13 protein-coding genes are annotated in these 18582 nt (G+C 36.4%); 7 read left to right on the plus strand and 6 right to left on the minus strand.

The window, feature by feature from the left end:
- Positions 1 to 65: 65 nt before the first annotated feature.
- A complete protein-coding gene (gene hemW / locus BBBE_RS00240; RefSeq protein WP_010700621.1) occupies positions 66 to 1262 on the minus strand; it encodes a radical SAM family heme chaperone HemW in 1197 nt (398 codons plus the stop codon).
- A complete protein-coding gene (gene rdgB, locus BBBE_RS00245) occupies positions 1262 to 1906 on the minus strand; it encodes an RdgB/HAM1 family non-canonical purine NTP pyrophosphatase (protein WP_010700622.1) in 645 nt (214 codons plus the stop codon). The genes hemW and rdgB overlap by 1 nt, the downstream gene beginning before the upstream one ends.
- A 603-nt stretch (positions 1907 to 2509) precedes the next feature.
- On the opposite strand from rdgB, the gene hrcA reads away from it, so the two are divergent.
- A complete protein-coding gene (gene hrcA / locus BBBE_RS00250) occupies positions 2510 to 3580 on the plus strand; it encodes a heat-inducible transcriptional repressor HrcA (protein ID WP_035464580.1) in 1071 nt (356 codons plus the stop codon).
- A gap of 122 nt (positions 3581 to 3702) precedes the next feature.
- Positions 3703 to 4377, plus strand: coding sequence for a nucleotide exchange factor GrpE (gene grpE / locus BBBE_RS00255; protein WP_010700624.1), 675 nt, complete (start codon positions 3703 to 3705; stop codon positions 4375 to 4377).
- 100 nt (positions 4378 to 4477) lie between these two features.
- Here the strand turns inward: grpE and thpR are convergent, their stop codons facing one another.
- The 4 genes from thpR to BBBE_RS00275 form a co-directional block, all read right to left on the minus strand.
- Positions 4478 to 5017, minus strand: a complete 540-nt coding sequence (gene thpR, locus BBBE_RS00260) for an RNA 2',3'-cyclic phosphodiesterase (protein ID WP_010700625.1) — start codon at positions 5015 to 5017, stop codon at positions 4478 to 4480.
- Positions 5018 to 5922: 905 nt separating this feature from the next.
- Entirely contained in the window at positions 5923 to 7707 is a 1785-nt protein-coding gene (locus BBBE_RS00265; protein ID WP_010700626.1) for a sensor histidine kinase, read from the minus strand.
- A 39-nt stretch (positions 7708 to 7746) separates the two neighbouring features.
- Entirely contained in the window at positions 7747 to 8469 is a 723-nt protein-coding gene (locus BBBE_RS00270; protein WP_010700627.1) for a response regulator transcription factor, read from the minus strand.
- A gap of 908 nt (positions 8470 to 9377) precedes the next feature.
- Positions 9378 to 9899, minus strand: coding sequence for a copper chaperone PCu(A)C (locus BBBE_RS00275; protein ID WP_010700628.1), 522 nt, complete (start codon positions 9897 to 9899; stop codon positions 9378 to 9380).
- Between the two features lie 784 nt (positions 9900 to 10683).
- On the opposite strand from BBBE_RS00275, the gene dnaK reads away from it, so the two are divergent.
- From dnaK to lepA, 5 genes are all read left to right on the plus strand, one after another.
- The gene (gene dnaK / locus BBBE_RS00280; protein ID WP_010700629.1) at positions 10684 to 12579 is read left to right on the plus strand and encodes a molecular chaperone DnaK; all 1896 of its coding nucleotides are present in this window, start codon (positions 10684 to 10686) and stop codon (positions 12577 to 12579) included.
- Between the two features lie 160 nt (positions 12580 to 12739).
- The gene (gene dnaJ, locus BBBE_RS00285) at positions 12740 to 13870 is read left to right on the plus strand and encodes a molecular chaperone DnaJ (RefSeq protein ID WP_010700630.1); all 1131 of its coding nucleotides are present in this window, start codon (positions 12740 to 12742) and stop codon (positions 13868 to 13870) included.
- A gap of 755 nt (positions 13871 to 14625) precedes the next feature.
- The gene (gene argB / locus BBBE_RS00290; RefSeq protein ID WP_010700631.1) at positions 14626 to 15531 is read left to right on the plus strand and encodes an acetylglutamate kinase; all 906 of its coding nucleotides are present in this window, start codon (positions 14626 to 14628) and stop codon (positions 15529 to 15531) included.
- A gap of 34 nt (positions 15532 to 15565) precedes the next feature.
- Positions 15566 to 16480, plus strand: coding sequence for a DMT family transporter (locus tag BBBE_RS00295; RefSeq protein WP_022708584.1), 915 nt, complete (start codon positions 15566 to 15568; stop codon positions 16478 to 16480).
- Between the two features lie 268 nt (positions 16481 to 16748).
- Positions 16749 to 18554: a translation elongation factor 4 gene (gene lepA, locus BBBE_RS00300; protein WP_010700633.1), complete on the plus strand. Its 1806-nt coding sequence runs from the start codon at positions 16749 to 16751 to the stop codon at positions 18552 to 18554.
- Positions 18555 to 18582 lie beyond the last annotated feature (28 nt).

Consider the following 18582-nt stretch of genomic DNA (forward strand, 5'->3'; position numbering starts at 1 on the left):
TTAAATTATACAAGCATCTTATGGTCAATATCACACTATCCGTAATTTTACCTGAAGCGGGAATATTAATTTGCTAATTTGCTAATGATATAATCGAGAACAATGTATCCTTTAGTTGTAGCTTTTAAGCGCTGGTTATCTACTATTTCTACCAAACCTTCTTGTTGTAAATTGGCAAGTGTGGCTGGTGATAAACTTTTTAAGTTTAAGGTTTCATAACGTCTAAGATCAAGACCTTCTGAAAGACGCAGACCCATAAGCAGCATTTCATTGGCCTGTTGTCTTCTGGTTAATTGTTCTGTTTCAATGCAGCCATGGCCTGTGTTTTCTACCAATTCAAGCCAACGTTCGGGATGTTTTTCATTCATTGTGACATAACGTACAAGTTTTTCAGTTGTAGATAGTGGTACTTTTGAGGGAGTAGAGAAATTTTCCACCAGGCGTTGAAAACGTCCATGTGCTCCTGGGCCAAAGCCTGCATATTCGTTATAACGCCAATAAAGAAGATTATGACGAGATTCGGCACCAGGCATTGCATGGTTTGAAATTTCATAAGCGGGAAGGCCGTGCATAGCCGTTATTTCTTGAGTAAGATTATAAAGGTCTGCTGCCAGCTGCGATACTGGAAGAATAAGTTTTCCTGCAGTATGAAGTTTTTTAAAGACAGTTCCTTCTTCAATGGTTAGTTGGTAAAGGGAAAGGTGGTCTGCTGCTAAATCAATAGCTTGGGAAAGTTCATGTTTCCACTGTTTAAGTGTTTGCTCGGGGCGGGCATAAATTAAATCAAAGGATAAGCGTGTAAAGATTTTACGCGCTAAAGTGATAGCATGAAGAGCTTGCTTAACATCATGAAGACGGCCAAGTTGTCGTAGGGCTTTATCATTGAGTGCTTGTACACCTAAAGATAAACGATTAATACCTGCTGCACGGTAGCCGTGAAAGCGCTCTACTTCTACACTGGAAGGGTTGGCTTCTAGTGTGATTTCAACTTTATCGTCGATTGTCCAGTTTTTGGCGACAGTTTGTAGTAAAGCGTCAACAGTTTGAGGAGTCATAAGAGAAGGTGTACCACCGCCAATAAAAATACTTGTAATATGACGAGAGCCTATTACATGATATTGTGTTGCCATTTCGCGTTTAAAGGCGGCTACAAAACGCTGCTGATCCACCCCATTTTTGCGAACATGCGAATTAAAATCGCAATAAGGGCATTTGGCAGCACAAAAAGGCCAATGAATGTAAATACCGAAAGGTTTAGCCATTAGGGTGCCCAAAAATTTTCCACAAAAAGTTTAAAAGCGCGTGAGCGATGTGAAAGAGGTGTTTTATCATTAAGTTTCCAGCCATGTTTTTGCTCTGTAGACATTTCACCAAAGGTATTTTCATATCCATCTGGTAGAAAAATGGGATCAAAACCAAAACCTTTATCTCCACGTGGTGGCCAAATGAATGTACCTTCAATGCTGCCACGAAAATAGTCTGCATAGCCATCGGGCCATGCAACGCAGATGACTGATATAAATCGACATTTACGCTGGCTTTTTTCAAGAGCTCCAATTTTTTGTAATTCATTTTCTATTTTTTGCATAGCTTTTAAAAAATTACGTGTACCATTAGGCTGAATGGCCCAGTCGGCTGTATAGACGCCTGGTGCACCGCCTAATGCGTCTATTTCTAAACCAGAATCATCAGATAAAGCAGGAAGCTGTGTAGTTTTTGCTGCTGCAAAGGCTTTGATATAGGCATTTTCTTCAAATGTTGTTCCTGTTTCTTTTGGTTCGGGTAAACTGAGCTCTTTTGCTGAGAGTGTCGTTAAGCCAAAAGGAGCAATTAATGTGTTGATTTCATGCAATTTTCCGCTGTTATGTGTAGCAATAACAAGTTTTTTATTTACTATACGTCTCATACGTATCTCTCCTGATATGAGGGTAGGTTATTGTTTGGGTGAGAACTTGTTTATAGGAGAATAAATTTGACACAATACCGGTTTTGTAAGTTCCAATAAATAAAGTGATCAATACAGCTTGAGAGATTTATTTGCGGTGGTTGCTTTCATATCTACAAAAATTTTGCAACTTATTATAACGAAATTAGTGCTAGTTTTAGTTTGTAAATTTACATCATAGTTAAATCATGAATGTATTTTATAGATATGATAGGAAATAATACTATTATGATTTTTAAGGATTTTATCATAAGGGAATTTTTTATATTGGTGTTTAGCTTAAATAATTATAGAATGTGCGTATTACCAAATTTCGAGAAATTTAATCCTTCTACAATTTTTTTTGAGATTTTCTTCAAAGAAGATTGTTTGCATTTAAGAGGATGAAGATTAGAGTGATACATAAAATAGCCTTTCTTTTGATGATGGTACTTTTGATGATAAAGCGATAGTACTTTTGGCAAGAGATATGTAATATACTCTTTACGTTGCTTTAGACTGTTTGACCAAATCTTAATAAAACTTATATAAGAAAAAGTGTTTTTGAAGTGGTGAAATGTTGTGATAAAACAAGCGTCTATTACCGATGACCTCAAAGGGCTTGATGAACGGTCGCGTGATATTTTTCGCCATATTGTTGAGGCTTATCTTAATGATGGTGAGCCGGTGGGATCACGTAACTTGTCACGACTTTTACAACAAACATTATCACCTGCGACAATTCGCAATGTAATGAGTGATCTTGAACACCTCGGTTTGATTTATGCACCTCATGTGTCTGCAGGGCGCATGCCAACACAATCAGGTTTACGATTTTTTGTTGATGCATTTATGGAAGTAAGTGATTTACCATCTGAGGAGCGTGAGAATATTGAATTTCAAGTCAAAGAAGCAGGTCATACACAATCAGTTGAACACTTTTTGATCCAAGCTAGCCAAATTCTTTCGGATCTTTCACGTGGGGCAGGGTTGGTTTTAGCGATGAAACATGAAGGTACATTAAAGCATATTGAATTTGTACGTCTTGATGGTGAGCATGCTCTTGCAGTTTTAGTGACGCAACAAGGTGAAGTTGAAAACCGCATCATTCATCTACCAGAAGGTGTTACGCATTCGCAATTGACGGAAGCAACAAATTTTCTCAATGCACATATTCAGGGGCGTACACTCAATGAAGCTAAAGAAGAAATTGCGCGTTTATGTGTGGAAACACGGGCTGCACTTGATCAGTTATCCCATCATCTTGTTGAAACTGGACTAGCTCTTTGGGGAGGAGAAGATTCAGAACATAAGATGCATCTTATTGTTCGTGGGCGAAGCAATTTACTTGAAGATGTAAAAGCAGAAGAAGATTTAGAGCGATTACGGCATTTATTTGATGATCTTGAAACGCGTGAAAGTATGGCGCAATTGCTTGATTTAGCAGATGCAGGTTTGGGGGTTCGTATCTTTATTGGTTCAGAAAATAAGCTGTTTTCTCTTTCAGGGTCTTCTTTAGTGGTAGCACCTTATTGCGATGCACAGCAAAGGGTAATTGGCGCTTTGGGCGTTATTGGACCAACACGGCTTAATTATGCGAGAATTGTGCCTATGGTTGATTATACCGCTCAACTTATGTCACAGTTATTGCGTTAGCCTGTATCGGATATTTTTATTGTGGACACTCATTATGTTAAGGTAAATAAATACCTCTTGATTTTTATCTGCAAAATTTCGATATCGAGAATAATAAATTTTATGAAAGAATGGAACTTTTTATGTCTGACGAAAAAAACAAATTTACTGATGCTTCATTTGAAAATTGTAATCTAAAAAATCCAAATGATCGCGAGACACTTAAAAAAGCTGCTGATGAACTTTTAAAAATGAGCAAAGAAGAGGTTTGCGAAAACGTTGAGGAAAAAAAAGGTGAGTCTACTGATCCCTTAGCTGATTTACAGAATGAAAATAAGGAGCTAAAAAATCAACTTTTACGTTTTGCTGCAGATATGGAAAATCTTCGACGCCGTACAACGCGTGATGTGGCTGACGCAAGGGCTTATGCGATTGCCAATTTTGCCCGCGATATGTTATCTGTTTCTGATAATCTTAATCGTGCTTTGGAAGCTATTCCAGAAGGTGCACGCGAAAATGATACTGGTTTAAAAATGTTGGCAGAGGGTGTTGAAATGACAGAGCGGGCTATGATGACGGCTTTAGAGCGTCATGGAGTGAAAAAGATTCATCCAGAGGGGCAGAAATTTGATCCTCATTTTCATCAGGCGATGTTTGAAATTCCTAACGCTGATGTTCCTGATAATACTGTACAGCAAGTTGTTCAGGCTGGTTATATTATTGGTGAGCGTGTTTTGCGTCCGGCTATGGTTGGTGTAGCTAAGGGGGGGCTTAAAGAGGATTCTATTAAAGTTGATTCAACATCAACACATCAGTAAAGAAAATATTTTAAACTATAGCAGCATATTTGTTTATGTGCGACCTTACGTTAAAGCAATTTGAGGAAAAGCTTTTAAAAATGCTCTGTTTAAGTGCCTTTTACGCTTGAAGTGGCCAACTTCCTTTTACAATATAAGGGGTATCACTTGAGGGGTCTTTTGACAGGAATAAAACAAAGTAATCAACTGCAAAGGGAGGATAAGAAAAATCACCCCGATCAGATAAATACAAAGAAAGGTTCTCCAATTTAACATCAAGCAGCCGCGCAAGGGTAATATGTGGGATATATTGTGTTTCATCAGGAATTAATCCTAAACGTTTTTGAATGCATAGTATTTTCTCATGTAAAAGACTGAGTGTTTTACAAGGTTTTATGCGAACAACCAGGGAGTGAGGAGAAGTTTTTGAGCCAAAAATTTCAAAACCATTAGGTTGGAGCATAAAAGAAGGGCATTTTATTGTATCAAAGGCTTCAATCAATTCTTTGGCAACGGAATCTGTGACTTCACCAAAAAAAGACAAGGTAACATGGAAATTTTTCGGGTTAATCCACTGAGCTTTTGGCAAGCCATTTTGTAGTGATATAAGTATTTTCGTTGTGTCTTGAGGAATTTTAATAGCAGCAAATAGACGTGGCATGAGGCTTCCTTATAGTTAAAAGATAATTATCTTGATACTTTATTTTGAATGTAATGATCGGTAAACTAAAACAGAACCGATTGTTACGAGATAGATAAGTTGGTAGACAGAAATAACGCGTTATATATTTATCAATTGAATTCATAAGATTATTAGTGCTGAAAAAGATGGCGCTTGTCATCAATAAAAAAAGCTTTTACGTGAATACTAGAACGATAAATTTGATATATGATTTGTGAAGAGATAAAGTATGTATCCATTTTAATAGCAACTGAATGCAGTTTAGATAAGGGGAAATTGAAAAGTCCAGTCACTTAATAGTCTTTATTGACTCAAAAAATGGCAAAAAAATTGCGCTCTAATGTGTCTTACTAAAAAGTAAAATTTTCTGTTTTTAAGAAATTTTATTATTATACAAAACATTACAGTGTACTAAGAGGAATGTTTCTAAAAAATATTTTGATAGCTCAACAGATGGCTATAATTGTATTTTATGAAAATTAAAAATTTTTAGAAAAAGAATGTATCAATTCCCAAACTCAAAAATTTGATTAATAGAAAACCATTCATATTCAAGATTAAAAAGAATAATACAGCTTATAAATTCATTTTCTAAATTTTATTGTAAAAGTTAGCTCTACAAATTGAGTATGCTCTTTAAATCTGCTGGAATATTATTTTACGGAATTTTTTATTTTTTGCTTACAATATCGTACTCTGATTATTAATCAGTTTTACTTTATGGTTATGGTAATCAATACAGTCAAACAAGGCAAGAGAGGGATAATTTTTCTTTGTCCAGAGAGCCGATAATCAACAACTCTTTATTTCCTAGTTTGAGATAATTGGCATGGCAATATTTTATATTATTGTTATTGTACGCTATTATGCCTTAGATAAAGGCTCTATTTGGCAAGGGGAAGCACAATAATAAATCGTGCACCAGTTTTGCTGTTTTCAAGTATAGGGTCAATAATATTTTCAGCTGTGAGTGTTCCATTATGGGCTTCAATAATTTGCCGACTAATAGATAAACCAAGCCCTGAGTTTTGCCCGAATGTATCTTCATTTGGTCTGTCAGTATAAAAACGTTCAAAAATGTGATCAATACTCTCTGAACGAATACCAGGGCCATTATCTTCAACAGTTAGGATAAGAGTTGAAACATTATTTTTCATTGTAATACGAATTTCACCATTATTACGAGGAATGAAGGAACGAGCATTTTCAATGAGATTGGAAATGACTTGACCTAAACGTAATTCATGTCCCAAAACAAGATAAGGTTTACCGTGAGGGCGCGGTACAATATTAAGGCTGATATTAATAGTTTGCTTATTACGATATACTTCACGAACGGCATGAATAAGACTTTCCAAAAGCTGACTCATATCAACAATCTGTGCAGTTTCACGGGCAAGTTCTGCGTCTAGTCGTGAAGCATCAGAAATATCGGTAATCAAACGGTCAAGACGACGGACATCATGTTGGATAATTTCGAACAGTTGTCTTTGTGCTGCCTCATTTTTAGCCAATGGTAGTGTTTCAACAGCACTGCGCAGCGAAGTAAGAGGATTTTTTAATTCATGACTCACATCAGCAGCGAAACGTTCAATAGCTTCAATACGTGTATAAAGAGCATTAGTCATATCACGTATAGAGGTTGAAAGGTGACCAATTTCATCTTCACGTTCTGAAAAATCAGGAATTTCTACCCGCTTATTGTTGCCATGACGCACACGATTGGCAGAGGCAGATAATTTGCTCAATGGATTGGCAATAGTATAGGCTAAAAACAAAGAAAGCACCAAAAGTACACTACCAACAACCGCAAAAACTTTAAAAATAACAAGCCTTTCAGCTTTCACAATGTTATCAATGTCTGAACTAAGGGTCGAAAGAAGAAGAGCACCAACTACTGCACGATAACGTTGCACAGGAACAGCAACCGAAACAATCAATTGGCCATGCTTATTACGTCGTTGGGCAGTGGCTGAAGAACCATTTAATGCTTGATAAACTTCTGGATAAATATCACCATTGTTTTTTGCTTGCTCTCTATCAAGAGCAAGGCCACCGCCATAGAGTGCATGTAAAAACCATGAATATAGGCGTTTCCATGGGCTTGGTTTTGTTTCAATGGAAGGAAGATCATAGCTAGAAATTACACCACTGGAATAAAGAACGCGTGAATCAAGAAGCAAAGTGGCATCCCGATCATAAATACGTGCTCTTGTTGTTTTCGGTGTGATAAGGCGGCGTAAAAGTGGAGCTATCTGTTCCGGATTAATAGGAAAATCCCAAGTGTCGGTTGATTGGGGTGTTGGTGTAACACTTTCTCCAGCTTGTAATTCCAAAAGTTTTTGAGGATCAATTAAAATAGAATTAGTATCTACTGTTGCAGAAGCAGCAATGGCTCCAGCAATGATTTTTCCTTGAGTGCGCAAACTTTCAATTTTTGCTTCAATTAAACTATCACGAAATTGTTTAGGATACAAAATGCTTGTAACTAAAATACCAAGGGCAGCAAGATTTAAAATGACAATACGGCGTGTAAGACTAGAAAAAAACAATTGTCTAAATAAACGCTGTCCTCGAAAATGCAAATGAGCAAGCGTAGGAAACCGTGCGTGGGGAACGTTATTGGGTGTTTTATTTGGTACAGTGCTCGATTGAATATTTGTTATCATTGATTTGATTGTTATTCAAATTGTCGTGACACAATAACTCTAAACTTCATGAAAACGATAACCTACACCATAAAGTGTTTCAATCATTGCAAAATCGTCATCCACTTGTTTAAATTTTTTACGCAAACGTTTAATATGGCTATCAATGGTACGATCATCTACGTAGACTTGATCATTATAAGCGGCATCCATTAAAGCATCACGACTTTTAACAACTCCCGGTCGTTGTGCTAAAGTTTGGAGAATCAAAAATTCTGTGACTGTTAATATAACAGGTCTGTTTTTCCATGTACAGGTGTGGCGTTCTTGATCCATGATGAGATCTCCGCGTTTAAGAGAAGAGGCAGGTGATGTTCCTGTTAGAAGCGATTGATTGCGAGCGTTTGAACGACGTAAAATAGCTTTTACTCGCTCAATGAGAAGACGTTGAGAAAAGGGTTTGGTGATAAAATCGTCAGCACCCATTTTAAGCCCAAAAAGTTCATCAATTTCATCATCTTTAGATGTAAGAAAAATAACTGGGATATCAGATTTCTGACGCAGTCGGCGCAAAAGTTCCATTCCATCCATTCGTGGCATTTTTATATCAAAAATAGCTAGATGAGGGGGATGTAGCGTTAAGCCTTTAAGCGCAGATGCTCCATCTGTATAGCTTTCAACCCGATAGCCTTCTGTTTCAAGTGCAAAAGATAAGGATGTCAAAATATTGCGATCATCATCAACAAGTACAATCGTTTGAGTGATTGCTGGAGTATCCTTCATAGCTTTTTAGACCTTTCTATCGCTGTGGCAGAAAATCGCCCATAGCTGTTATATGAGAGTTCGTATTTTTTTTGCAAAACAAATATGGTACAAATTGTGGCAAAGTAAAATACATTTCGTCTTAATGGTAAAGACTATTTTTTCTTTGCAGTTTTGTAATGCGTTTTTGCTTAGTTAGGATTCCTTCACTTAGTGTAAGTTTTCATTAAGGCGTTTTTTATAAAATCTATCATTTTTGTATCGAAGAAATGAAAGAGTTCATTTTTAATGGTTGGAGTTTATAAAATGCACTTAATCTATTTTGACAGTATGGTGATATAGGGGAAAAAGGTGAGCTATTAAAGATACGCTGTTATTATACGAAAGAAAATTGTAAAAGGATTTTAAATTTTTCTAAAATTATTGACCAATATTAGGTAATTGTGAACACAAAGAAAACAATCTTTAAGGTTGCACTTAATAATTTTCAGTTTGGTGCAGAAAAAATCGATTTTAGATTGAAAGTTACAAGATTATTTTGACCAGAGAAGTTAAACATTAAGGAAACGCTTAAAAAAGTGGTTTTAATCGTTTGTAATTCGTGTGATATTTTTTCTGTTAGGTTGTCCAATCATAAGAATTACAAATCTGCTGCTAAACAAGGTTAAAGTCTAAATAAAGTCTTATGGAAAAGGGCTATAAAATATGTTCATTTTTGAGACGAAGGGACCAATGGTAAAGCCGTTTGATAAATTATTCGAGCAAATATTATGCATATTCCTGATATTAAATCGGATATAATAGAAATGACGAGAATCTCTCTATTTTTTGTTTTTTATGATAGATTATGGACCTTCAAATAGTGCTTTAAAAAAATTAAGAAGCATAAAAATCTATATTTTTATCGTATCATATGACTCTGCAAAAGTTTATTGAGAAGCATCTAGCTTAGAAGACGTAGCTCCTATAGCATCTACGAAAAAGTCAACATTAATTGCACCAGCTTTCTCAAATGTTAACTTTGCATTGATTTTATTGCCTTGTTGAAATGGCTGTGAAAGTCCTATAAACATGATATGGTTGCCACCGGGTTTCAATATGATCTCACCATTGCCTGGAATTTCAATGCCATTGAGCAGTTTTTTCATTTGCATAATATTATTAACTGCCGTCATAGAATGAATTTCTGTTTCTTGTACTCCATCCATTGAAATAGCAATTAATCGGTCAGGAGTATTACCGTGATTAATGATATGAAGATAACCACTACCAACTTTTGCACTTTTAAGTGTTGCTCGTGTCCAGGGATAAATGATTTCTAAGTCGCCAAGTTTGTATTGGTTAACATTTGCAATTGCAGGCAGAGCTATAAAGGCAAAAATAAAAGTATACAAGATGCAGATAATAATAGTTTTAAATGCATATTGTGTATAAGTAATGTGTGTGTCCATAAAATTCTCCATTTTGGGACGTGGTGTTATTGTTGGGTGGTTTTCATTTAATAAACTCATCTTAATTTTTAGTACAATCTTCACATGTATCAATAAAAGATAATATTGCGCAAATTATGTTGGTGTGAATGATTAAGAAAAAGGAAGGGATGCGCACATATTAACTAAAGAGGTAAAAAAATTCAAAATAATCAGAGAAAAATAAGTTAGGGAGTACATAAGAATTAAGAGTTTTGCTTTTTCAAAGATAAGTTTAATTCTATAAGAGGTGAAAATACTTATGTCTATTAATTGAGTCTGTTTTGTTGTAGCCAATATAAAATCTATTTAAGCCCGATTGGAAATATTTGATGTAAACTTATTGTGTACGAAGAATGCTTTTACAAACTTTTTCTTGAATATTTTAAGTTACTATGAGAAATAAAGGCTAAAAAAGTAGAACAATTATTCTTATTCCTTCAAGTTTTATAGGCGTAATTTACAGCTTTGTGAGAGATATGCTATTGTACTTGTCTTAGTTGTAGAAATATATTTTAGCGAAGATATTAAGAGTACGAATGCTTATTTAAATTTAAAGAAAATTTTTATTTTAGAAATATTTCTCTCGTTATTCTCTTGTAGGGGTAAAAAGCTGTTCTTATATACGAATTAACAAGACTTGTGATGATTCTCGAGTTATCGTTTATAGTATTGAAATCAAAAACAGGCTTTAAATGTGATAAGGAGCTGTCTTGGAAAGATGCTTGATAAAGGTTTAGACAGCTTGCTGAATGGAGATTAAAATATGGCAAAAGTAATTGGTATTGATTTGGGGACAACCAACTCCTGTATTGCTGTCATGGACGGCAAAAATGCAAAGGTCATTGAAAATTCAGAAGGAACGCGCACTACACCTTCTGTTGTTGCTTTTACCGATAGTGGTGAGCGGCTTGTTGGACAACCTGCTAAACGGCAAGCGGTTACTAACCCTGAAGGAACGGTTTTTGCGGTTAAACGTCTGATAGGGCGCCGCTTTGATGATCCTATGGTTGAAAAAGATAAAGCGCTTGTACCTTATAAAATTGTTAAAGGTGACAATGGTGATGCATGGGTTGAAGAAGCAGGGAAGAAATATTCTCCATCGCAGATTTCAGCAATGATTTTGCAGAAAATGAAAGAAACTGCAGAATCTTATTTAGGCGAAAAAGTTGAACAAGTGGTTATTACTGTTCCTGCCTATTTTAATGATGCGCAACGTCAAGCGACCAAAGATGCTGGTAAAATTGCTGGGCTTGAAGTTTTGCGAATCATTAATGAACCTACAGCTGCTGCTTTAGCTTATGGTTTAGATAAGAAGGACGGAAAAACTATTGCAGTTTATGACCTTGGAGGTGGTACGTTTGATATTTCTGTTCTTGAAATTGGGGATGGTGTTTTTGAAGTTAAATCAACCAATGGGGATACATTCTTAGGTGGTGAAGACTTCGATATGCGTTTGGTTAGCTATTTTTCGGATGAATTCAAGAAAGAACATGGGATTGATCTGAAAAATGATAAACTGGCTTTGCAGCGCTTAAAAGAAGCAGCAGAAAAAGCGAAAATTGAGCTGTCTTCTTCACAGCAAACTGAGGTTAATTTACCATTTATCACAGCAGATCAATCTGGTCCTAAGCATTTAACGATGAAATTAACCAGAGCGAAGTTTGAATCATTAGTGGAAGATTTGATTCAGCGCACTATTGAGCCTTGTAAAGCTGCGTTAAAAGATGCGGGCTTAAGTGCTGGTGAAATTGATGAAGTCGTTTTGGTAGGTGGTATGACCCGTATGCCAAAAATTCAAGAAGTGGTGCAAAGCTTCTTCGGTAAAGATCCACATAAAGGCGTTAATCCCGATGAAGTTGTGGCTATGGGTGCTGCTATCCAAGGGGGGGTATTGCAAGGAGATGTAAAAGATGTATTGCTTTTAGATGTTACACCTTTGTCTTTGGGTATTGAAACACTAGGTGGGGTATTTACACGTTTAATTGAACGCAATACCACCATTCCGACTAAAAAATCGCAAACTTTTTCAACAGCTGATGACAATCAAAATGCTGTCACTATTCGTGTTTTTCAAGGTGAACGCGAGATGGCTAATGATAACAAGTTATTAGCTCAGTTTGATCTTGTTGGTATTCCACCGGCACCGCGTGGTGTTCCTCAGATTGAGGTTACTTTTGATATTGATGCAAATGGTATTGTGAATGTTTCAGCCAAGGATAAAGGTACTGGCAAGGAACATCAGATTCGTATTCAAGCATCAGGTGGTTTAAGTGATGCCGACATTGAGAATATGGTCAAAGATGCAGAAGCACACGCTGCTGAAGACAAAAAGCGTCGTGAAAGTGTTGAAACAAGAAATCAGGCAGAAGCTCTTGTCCATTCAACTGAAAAATCTTTAGCTGAATATGGTGATAAGGTATCGCCTGAAGATAAAGGTCAGATTGAAGCAGCAATGACTGATTTAAAGACTGCGCTTGAGGGCACTGATACTGAAGAGGTAACAGTAAAGATGCAAAAATTAGCAGAAGTTAGTATAAAGCTTGGACAAGCTATGTATGAAGCTTCAGAAACAGCAGAAAAGGCTGATACTGAAACAGATGCAAAAAATGATGATGTTGTTGATGCTGATTTTGAAGAAGTTAATGATCAAAAGAAATAGTTGAAGCAAATGTATTTATAAGTTAATAAACCCGGCCTGTGAAATATAAGGCTGGGTTTTATTGTTTGGGAGCAAATTATAACTCTGTTGTTTAAAGAATGTAGATTGAAATAAATATTATCTTTGAGATGGATGACGGAAAATTTATCAGGAATACATGATGAAAGTTGATTATTATGAAATTCTCGGCGTAACGCGTGGATGTGATGATAAAAAGCTGAAATCTGCTTTTCGTAAGCTGGCAATGCAATATCATCCTGATCGTAATCCAGGGGATAAAGAAGCGGAACAGAAATTCAAAGAAATTGGCGAAGCCTATGAAGTTTTGAAAGATCCTCAAAAGCGGGCTGCTTATGATCGATTTGGTCATGCTGCTTTTGAAAATGGTGGTCGTGAAGGAGCTAGTCCGTTTGGTGGTGGATTTGCTGATATTTTTGAAGATTTTTTTGGCGAAATCATGGGCGGTGGGCATCGTAAACGTAGTGATGGCCGTGAACGTGGTGCAGACCTAAGTTATAATATGGAAGTGACATTAGAAGAAGCATTTGCAGGTAAAACGGCGCAAATTAATATTCCCACTTCCATTGTGTGTGATTCTTGTGAGGGATCGGGAGCAAAAAAAGGTTCTAAACCACAAACCTGTGGGACTTGTTATGGGGCTGGACGTGTGCGTGCTGCACAAGGTTTTTTTTCCATTGAACGAACATGTCCACTCTGTCATGGTCGTGGTGAAATCATAACGGATCCATGTTCAAGATGCCGTGGTACAAGGCGGGTGGAAGCAAACCGTTCATTGCGGGTGAATATTCCAGCGGGTATTGAAGATGGTACTCGTGTTCGTCTTTCTGGTGAAGGTGATGCTGGAACTCGTGGAGGTCCTGCAGGTGATCTTTATATTTTTCTTTCCATTAAACCGCATGAATTTTTTCAGCGGGATGGGGCAGATCTTCATTGTCGTGTACCTATTTCAATGATTACGGCTGCATTAGGAGGAGAGTTTGAGGTTTCTGATCTTGATGGTGTCAAAGCACGAGTAAAAGTTCCAGAAGGCACACAAAATGGGCATCAATTCCGCCTTAAAGGTAAAGGAATGCCTACGTTACGCCAACAAACAAGGGGTGATCTTTATATCCATATCACTATTGAAACACCACAAAAATTGACGCAAAAACAACGTGAATTGTTGCAAGAATTTGATAAGCTTTCAAATCATGAAAATTCACCACAATCACACGGTTTTTTTTCACGTATGAAAGAATTTTTTGAAAATATTGCTGGTCAAAATTTATAGATAGACATAGCAAAGGAATGATAAAAAGTACACGTGAATGTTCTGAATAAATTTGTCAGAACATTCTAAAATCAGTTAACTGACAATTTTTTTGTAATTATAATCTCTAAAGTATTTATACAGGGTTGTTTTAGAAAATATGAAAATGGCCAATCCTTTGCCTAAGGTTAAGGATGATCAACATAATTTCATGATAAAAATTAAAAATCTTAAAAGGTAGACGTAGAGATCAAAAACAATCTTTTTGAAATGGTTAGTTTTTACACAAAAATCACTAAAGCTTGAATTCCATTAAACAATGTGTAATCAGTGGTGAAATAACGCATTTATGTATTAGGGATTATTACACGGTTTCCGAATCGTTTTCTTGATTGGTGATATGGCAATCAATTGCATTATAGGAAATACACTTCCTCCATAAAACCATAATTTTTTTACAAGCTATTTTTATTAAAGGCGTTATTATATGGTTTAATCAGTAATCATATAACATTTCTCAAAAAATTTTCTATATTATCCTAGCACTTTTTATAAAGTAAGATTATAAAACGGTAATATTTTTTGTTCCTCTTTTAAAACACTCCAGTATCGGTAATTGCTTAAGGTACATTTATCTAGTTTCATTTATTGTAAACGAAATTTTGAAAAGAATCAGATGATTTTTAAGAGTTGAATAGAGAAGAATGTATTTTGAATCTGTTTTCATTTTCTAAACTTTATAAAAGAGGGCAAAAAATGATGAGGAGACTCTTTTGATGGGTGATATTGCAAATACTGCCGCAGATGTTTTCGAAAAACAGGCAGCGTTTTTGTCATCTGCTTTGCCTTACATGCAAAAATATGAAAATAAAACGGTTGTTGTAAAATATGGCGGACATGCTATGGGTGATCCTGCTTTAGGGCGGGCATTTGCACGTGATATTGCTTTGCTGAAACAATCAGGCATTAATCCTGTTGTAGTTCACGGGGGTGGCCCTCAAATTGCTGAGATTTTGAAGAAAATGGGTATCGAATCGCGATTTGAGAATGGTTTACGCGTAACTGATGAAAAAATCGTTGAAGTAGTTGAGATGGTTTTAGCAGGCTCAATCAATAAAGAGATTGTAGCTCTCATCAATGCTGAAGGAGAATGGGCAATTGGTCTTTGTGGCAAAGATGGTAATATGGTTTTTGCTGAAAAAGCTTATAAGACTATAATTGACCCTAATTCGCATATTGAACGTGTTTTGGATTTAGGATTTGTTGGTGAACCTGTTGAAATTGATCGAACATTACTAGATCTGTTAGCGCGTTCTGAAATGATTCCGGTACTTGCTCCAGTTGCTCCGGGCCGCGACGGTAAAACTTATAATATTAATGCTGATATTTTTGCTGGGGCAATTTCTGGTGCTTTAAAAGCTAAGCGCCTTTTATTTCTAACTGATGTTCCTGGTGTATTGGATAAAGAGGGTAAAATTTTAAAAGAATTGACAATTTCTGAGGCTGAGCATCTTATCAAAGATGGAACAATTTCAGATGGTATGATTCCAAAGGTAGAAACTTGTATTGAAGCTATTCAAAATGGTGTGGAAGGTGTAGTTATTTTGAATGGTAAAACACCTCATTCCGTTTTACTTGAACTATTTACCGAACATGGAGTTGGGACGCTTATCGTTTCATAAAACGTATTGGGATTGATTTAGGATGGAACCTTTCATGGCTGAAAGGCAGCAGTTAAGACGCTTTTTATTCAGTAAGCAAGAATTAGCATTATTTGTTGCGACAATACTTTGGGGTATTACATTTTTAATTATTCATATTGCAGTACAGTATAGTGGACCACTTTTTTTTGTGGGATTTCGTTTTATTGTTGCAGCGCTTATATCTGGGCTGATTTTTTGGCGTTCTATGAAAGACGTAACTTTTTATGAAATTTTTGCTGGTATGAGTATTGGTTTGGGAATGTTTTTTGGTTACACTCTGCAAACAGCGGGGCTTCAAACTATTCTCAGTAGTCAGTCAGCGTTTATTACTGCGCTTTATGTACCGATGGTTCCAATATTGCAATGGATTTTTTTAAAAAAGCTACCCCATTTTGCCAGTTGGATTGGTATTACTTTTACTTTTATCGGACTTGTGTTGGTTTCTGGGCAAGGATTTAAAGATATTGATTTTTCAAAAGGTGAAATTCTTACTTTACTAGGAGCTTTAGCGATTGCTGGGGAAATTATTCTTATTGGTTTTTTTGCAAATAAAGTTGATAGTCGGCGTATAACGGTTATACAGTTATTTTTTGGTGGTGTTTTTTCATTTTTCTGTATGCCTTTAATGGGAGAAAATATTCCTGAATTTTCGTGGGTTTGGCTAAATGTAGGTTTAAGTTTGGCCCTAATGAGTACGGTAATCCAGTTGACTATGAACTGGGCACAAAGATCTGTCTCACCTACTCGCGCAACACTTATTTATGCAGGTGAACCTGTCTGGGCTGGTATTGTTGGGCGTTTGGCTGGCGAGCGTTTATCTATTTCGGCATTATTAGGTGGTTTGCTTATTATAATTGGGATTGTAATAGCTGAGTTACAACCTACGCAATGGCGTAAAAAGGGCGTAGTGAATAAAAAAATCAATTAACTTCTTGCCTCCTATATCAATTCTTTCTTATGACGATTTTTTTGAATAGAGTCAGTTTATTGAAAGTGCGTAGAGTTTATAATTGGTAAAAACAAAAATGGAGAATTTCATATTGGTTGATTGTCATTGTAATTGAAGCAAATAAAAATTTAATCTTTGTTCAAGTTAAGGGGGTTACAAGTGATCTTCACCTCCATTCTTTTAAAGGTTTTCAAGAATATATAATTGGTCTTTGCGTTTTGCGCTATTCTTTGCTAAATCGCCTTGTATGACAATAGATCGCAATTATATCCGTAATTTTTCCATTGTGGCACATATCGATCATGGAAAGTCAACTTTGGCTGATCGCTTGATTCAAATGACAGGTGGCCTTGAGACACGAGAGATGAAAGATCAAGTGCTCGATTCTATGGATATTGAGCGCGAACGTGGGATTACTATTAAAGCACAAACAGTGCGTTTGCATTATAAAGCAAAGAATGGTGAAACATATATCTTAAATCTTATTGATACGCCTGGCCATGTTGATTTTGCTTATGAGGTATCACGCTCACTAGCGGCTTGTGAAGGTTCATTATTGGTTGTGGATGCAAGTCAGGGAGTAGAAGCGCAAACGTTGGCAAATGTTTACCAGGCCATTGATAATAATCACGAATTGGTTGTTGTGCTCAATAAGGTGGATCTTCCAGCTGCAGAACCTGAGCGTATTAAAGAGCAAATAGAAGATGTAATTGGTATCGATGCATCTGGAGCGTTAGAAATATCGGCAAAAACAGGTTTAGGTGTTGTGGATGTTTTAGAAGCAATTGTTATGCAACTGCCTCCTCCACACGTTGGCGATGTTACAAAGCCATTAAAAGCAATGCTAGTTGACAGTTGGTATGATGTTTATCTTGGTGTTGTTGTTTTGGTGCGGGTAATTGATGGTGTGTTAAAAAAAGGTCAGATCATTCGTATGATGGGCACAGGAGCAAAATATCCCGTTGAACGAGTTGGAGTGTTCACTCCAAAAATGATACAGGTTGATGAATTAGGGCCAGGAGAGATCGGTTTTATAACTGCTTCTATTAAAGAAGTTGCTGATACGCGAGTTGGGGATACTATAACTGAAGAACGCCGCCCTTGTGAAGATATGTTACTTGGTTTTAAACCTGCTCAACCGGTTGTCTTTTGTGGTCTTTTTCCAATCGATGCAGCTCATTTTGAAGATTTACGTGCAGCTATGGGAAAATTGCGTTTAAATGATGCGAGCTTTTCTTTTGAGATGGAAACATCGGCTGCTTTGGGTTTTGGTTTTCGTTGTGGCTTTTTAGGGCTGCTTCATCTTGAAATTATTCAAGAACGATTAGAGCGCGAATTTAATTTGGATTTAATTGCAACAGCACCTTCTGTTGTTTATCGCATGCATATGACTAATGGTTCTATTGAGGAATTGCACAATCCGGCTGATATGCCTGATAGTGTTAAAATTATTTCCATTGAAGAGCCGTGGATTCGTGCGACAATTATGACACCTGATAATTATCTTGGAGCAATTTTAGAACTTTGCCAAGAACGACGTGGGGTGCAAGTTAGTTTGTCATATGTTGGGACACGTGCCATAGTAACGTATGATTTACCTCTCAATGAAGTGGTTTTCGATTTTTATGATCGATTAAAGTCAATTTCAAAGGGATATGCTTCTTTTGATTATCAGATAATTGATTATGCTGAAGGTGATTTGGTTAAAATGTCTATTTTAGTCAATGGAGAACCTATTGATGCATTGTCGATGCTTGTACACCGCACTATAGCGGAAAAACGTGGGCGTTCTATGTGCGAAAAACTTAAAGATCTTATTCCTCAACATATGTTTCAGATTCCAATTCAAGCAGCAATTGGTAGTAAAATTATTGCACGTGAAACAATTCGTGCTTTACGCAAAGATGTGACAGCAAAATGTTATGGTGGTGACATTACCCGTAAGCGTAAATTGTTAGAAAAACAAAAAGAAGGCAAAAAGCGCATGCGTCAGTTTGGGAAGGTAGAAATTCCGCAGTCAGCCTTTATTCAAGCACTTAAAATGAGTAAGTAATTTTAAAAGGAAAATGTTAACCTTTTAA

It is taken from the genome of Bartonella bovis 91-4 (assembly GCF_000384965.1).
Lineage (GTDB): Bacteria > Pseudomonadota > Alphaproteobacteria > Rhizobiales > Rhizobiaceae > Bartonella > Bartonella bovis.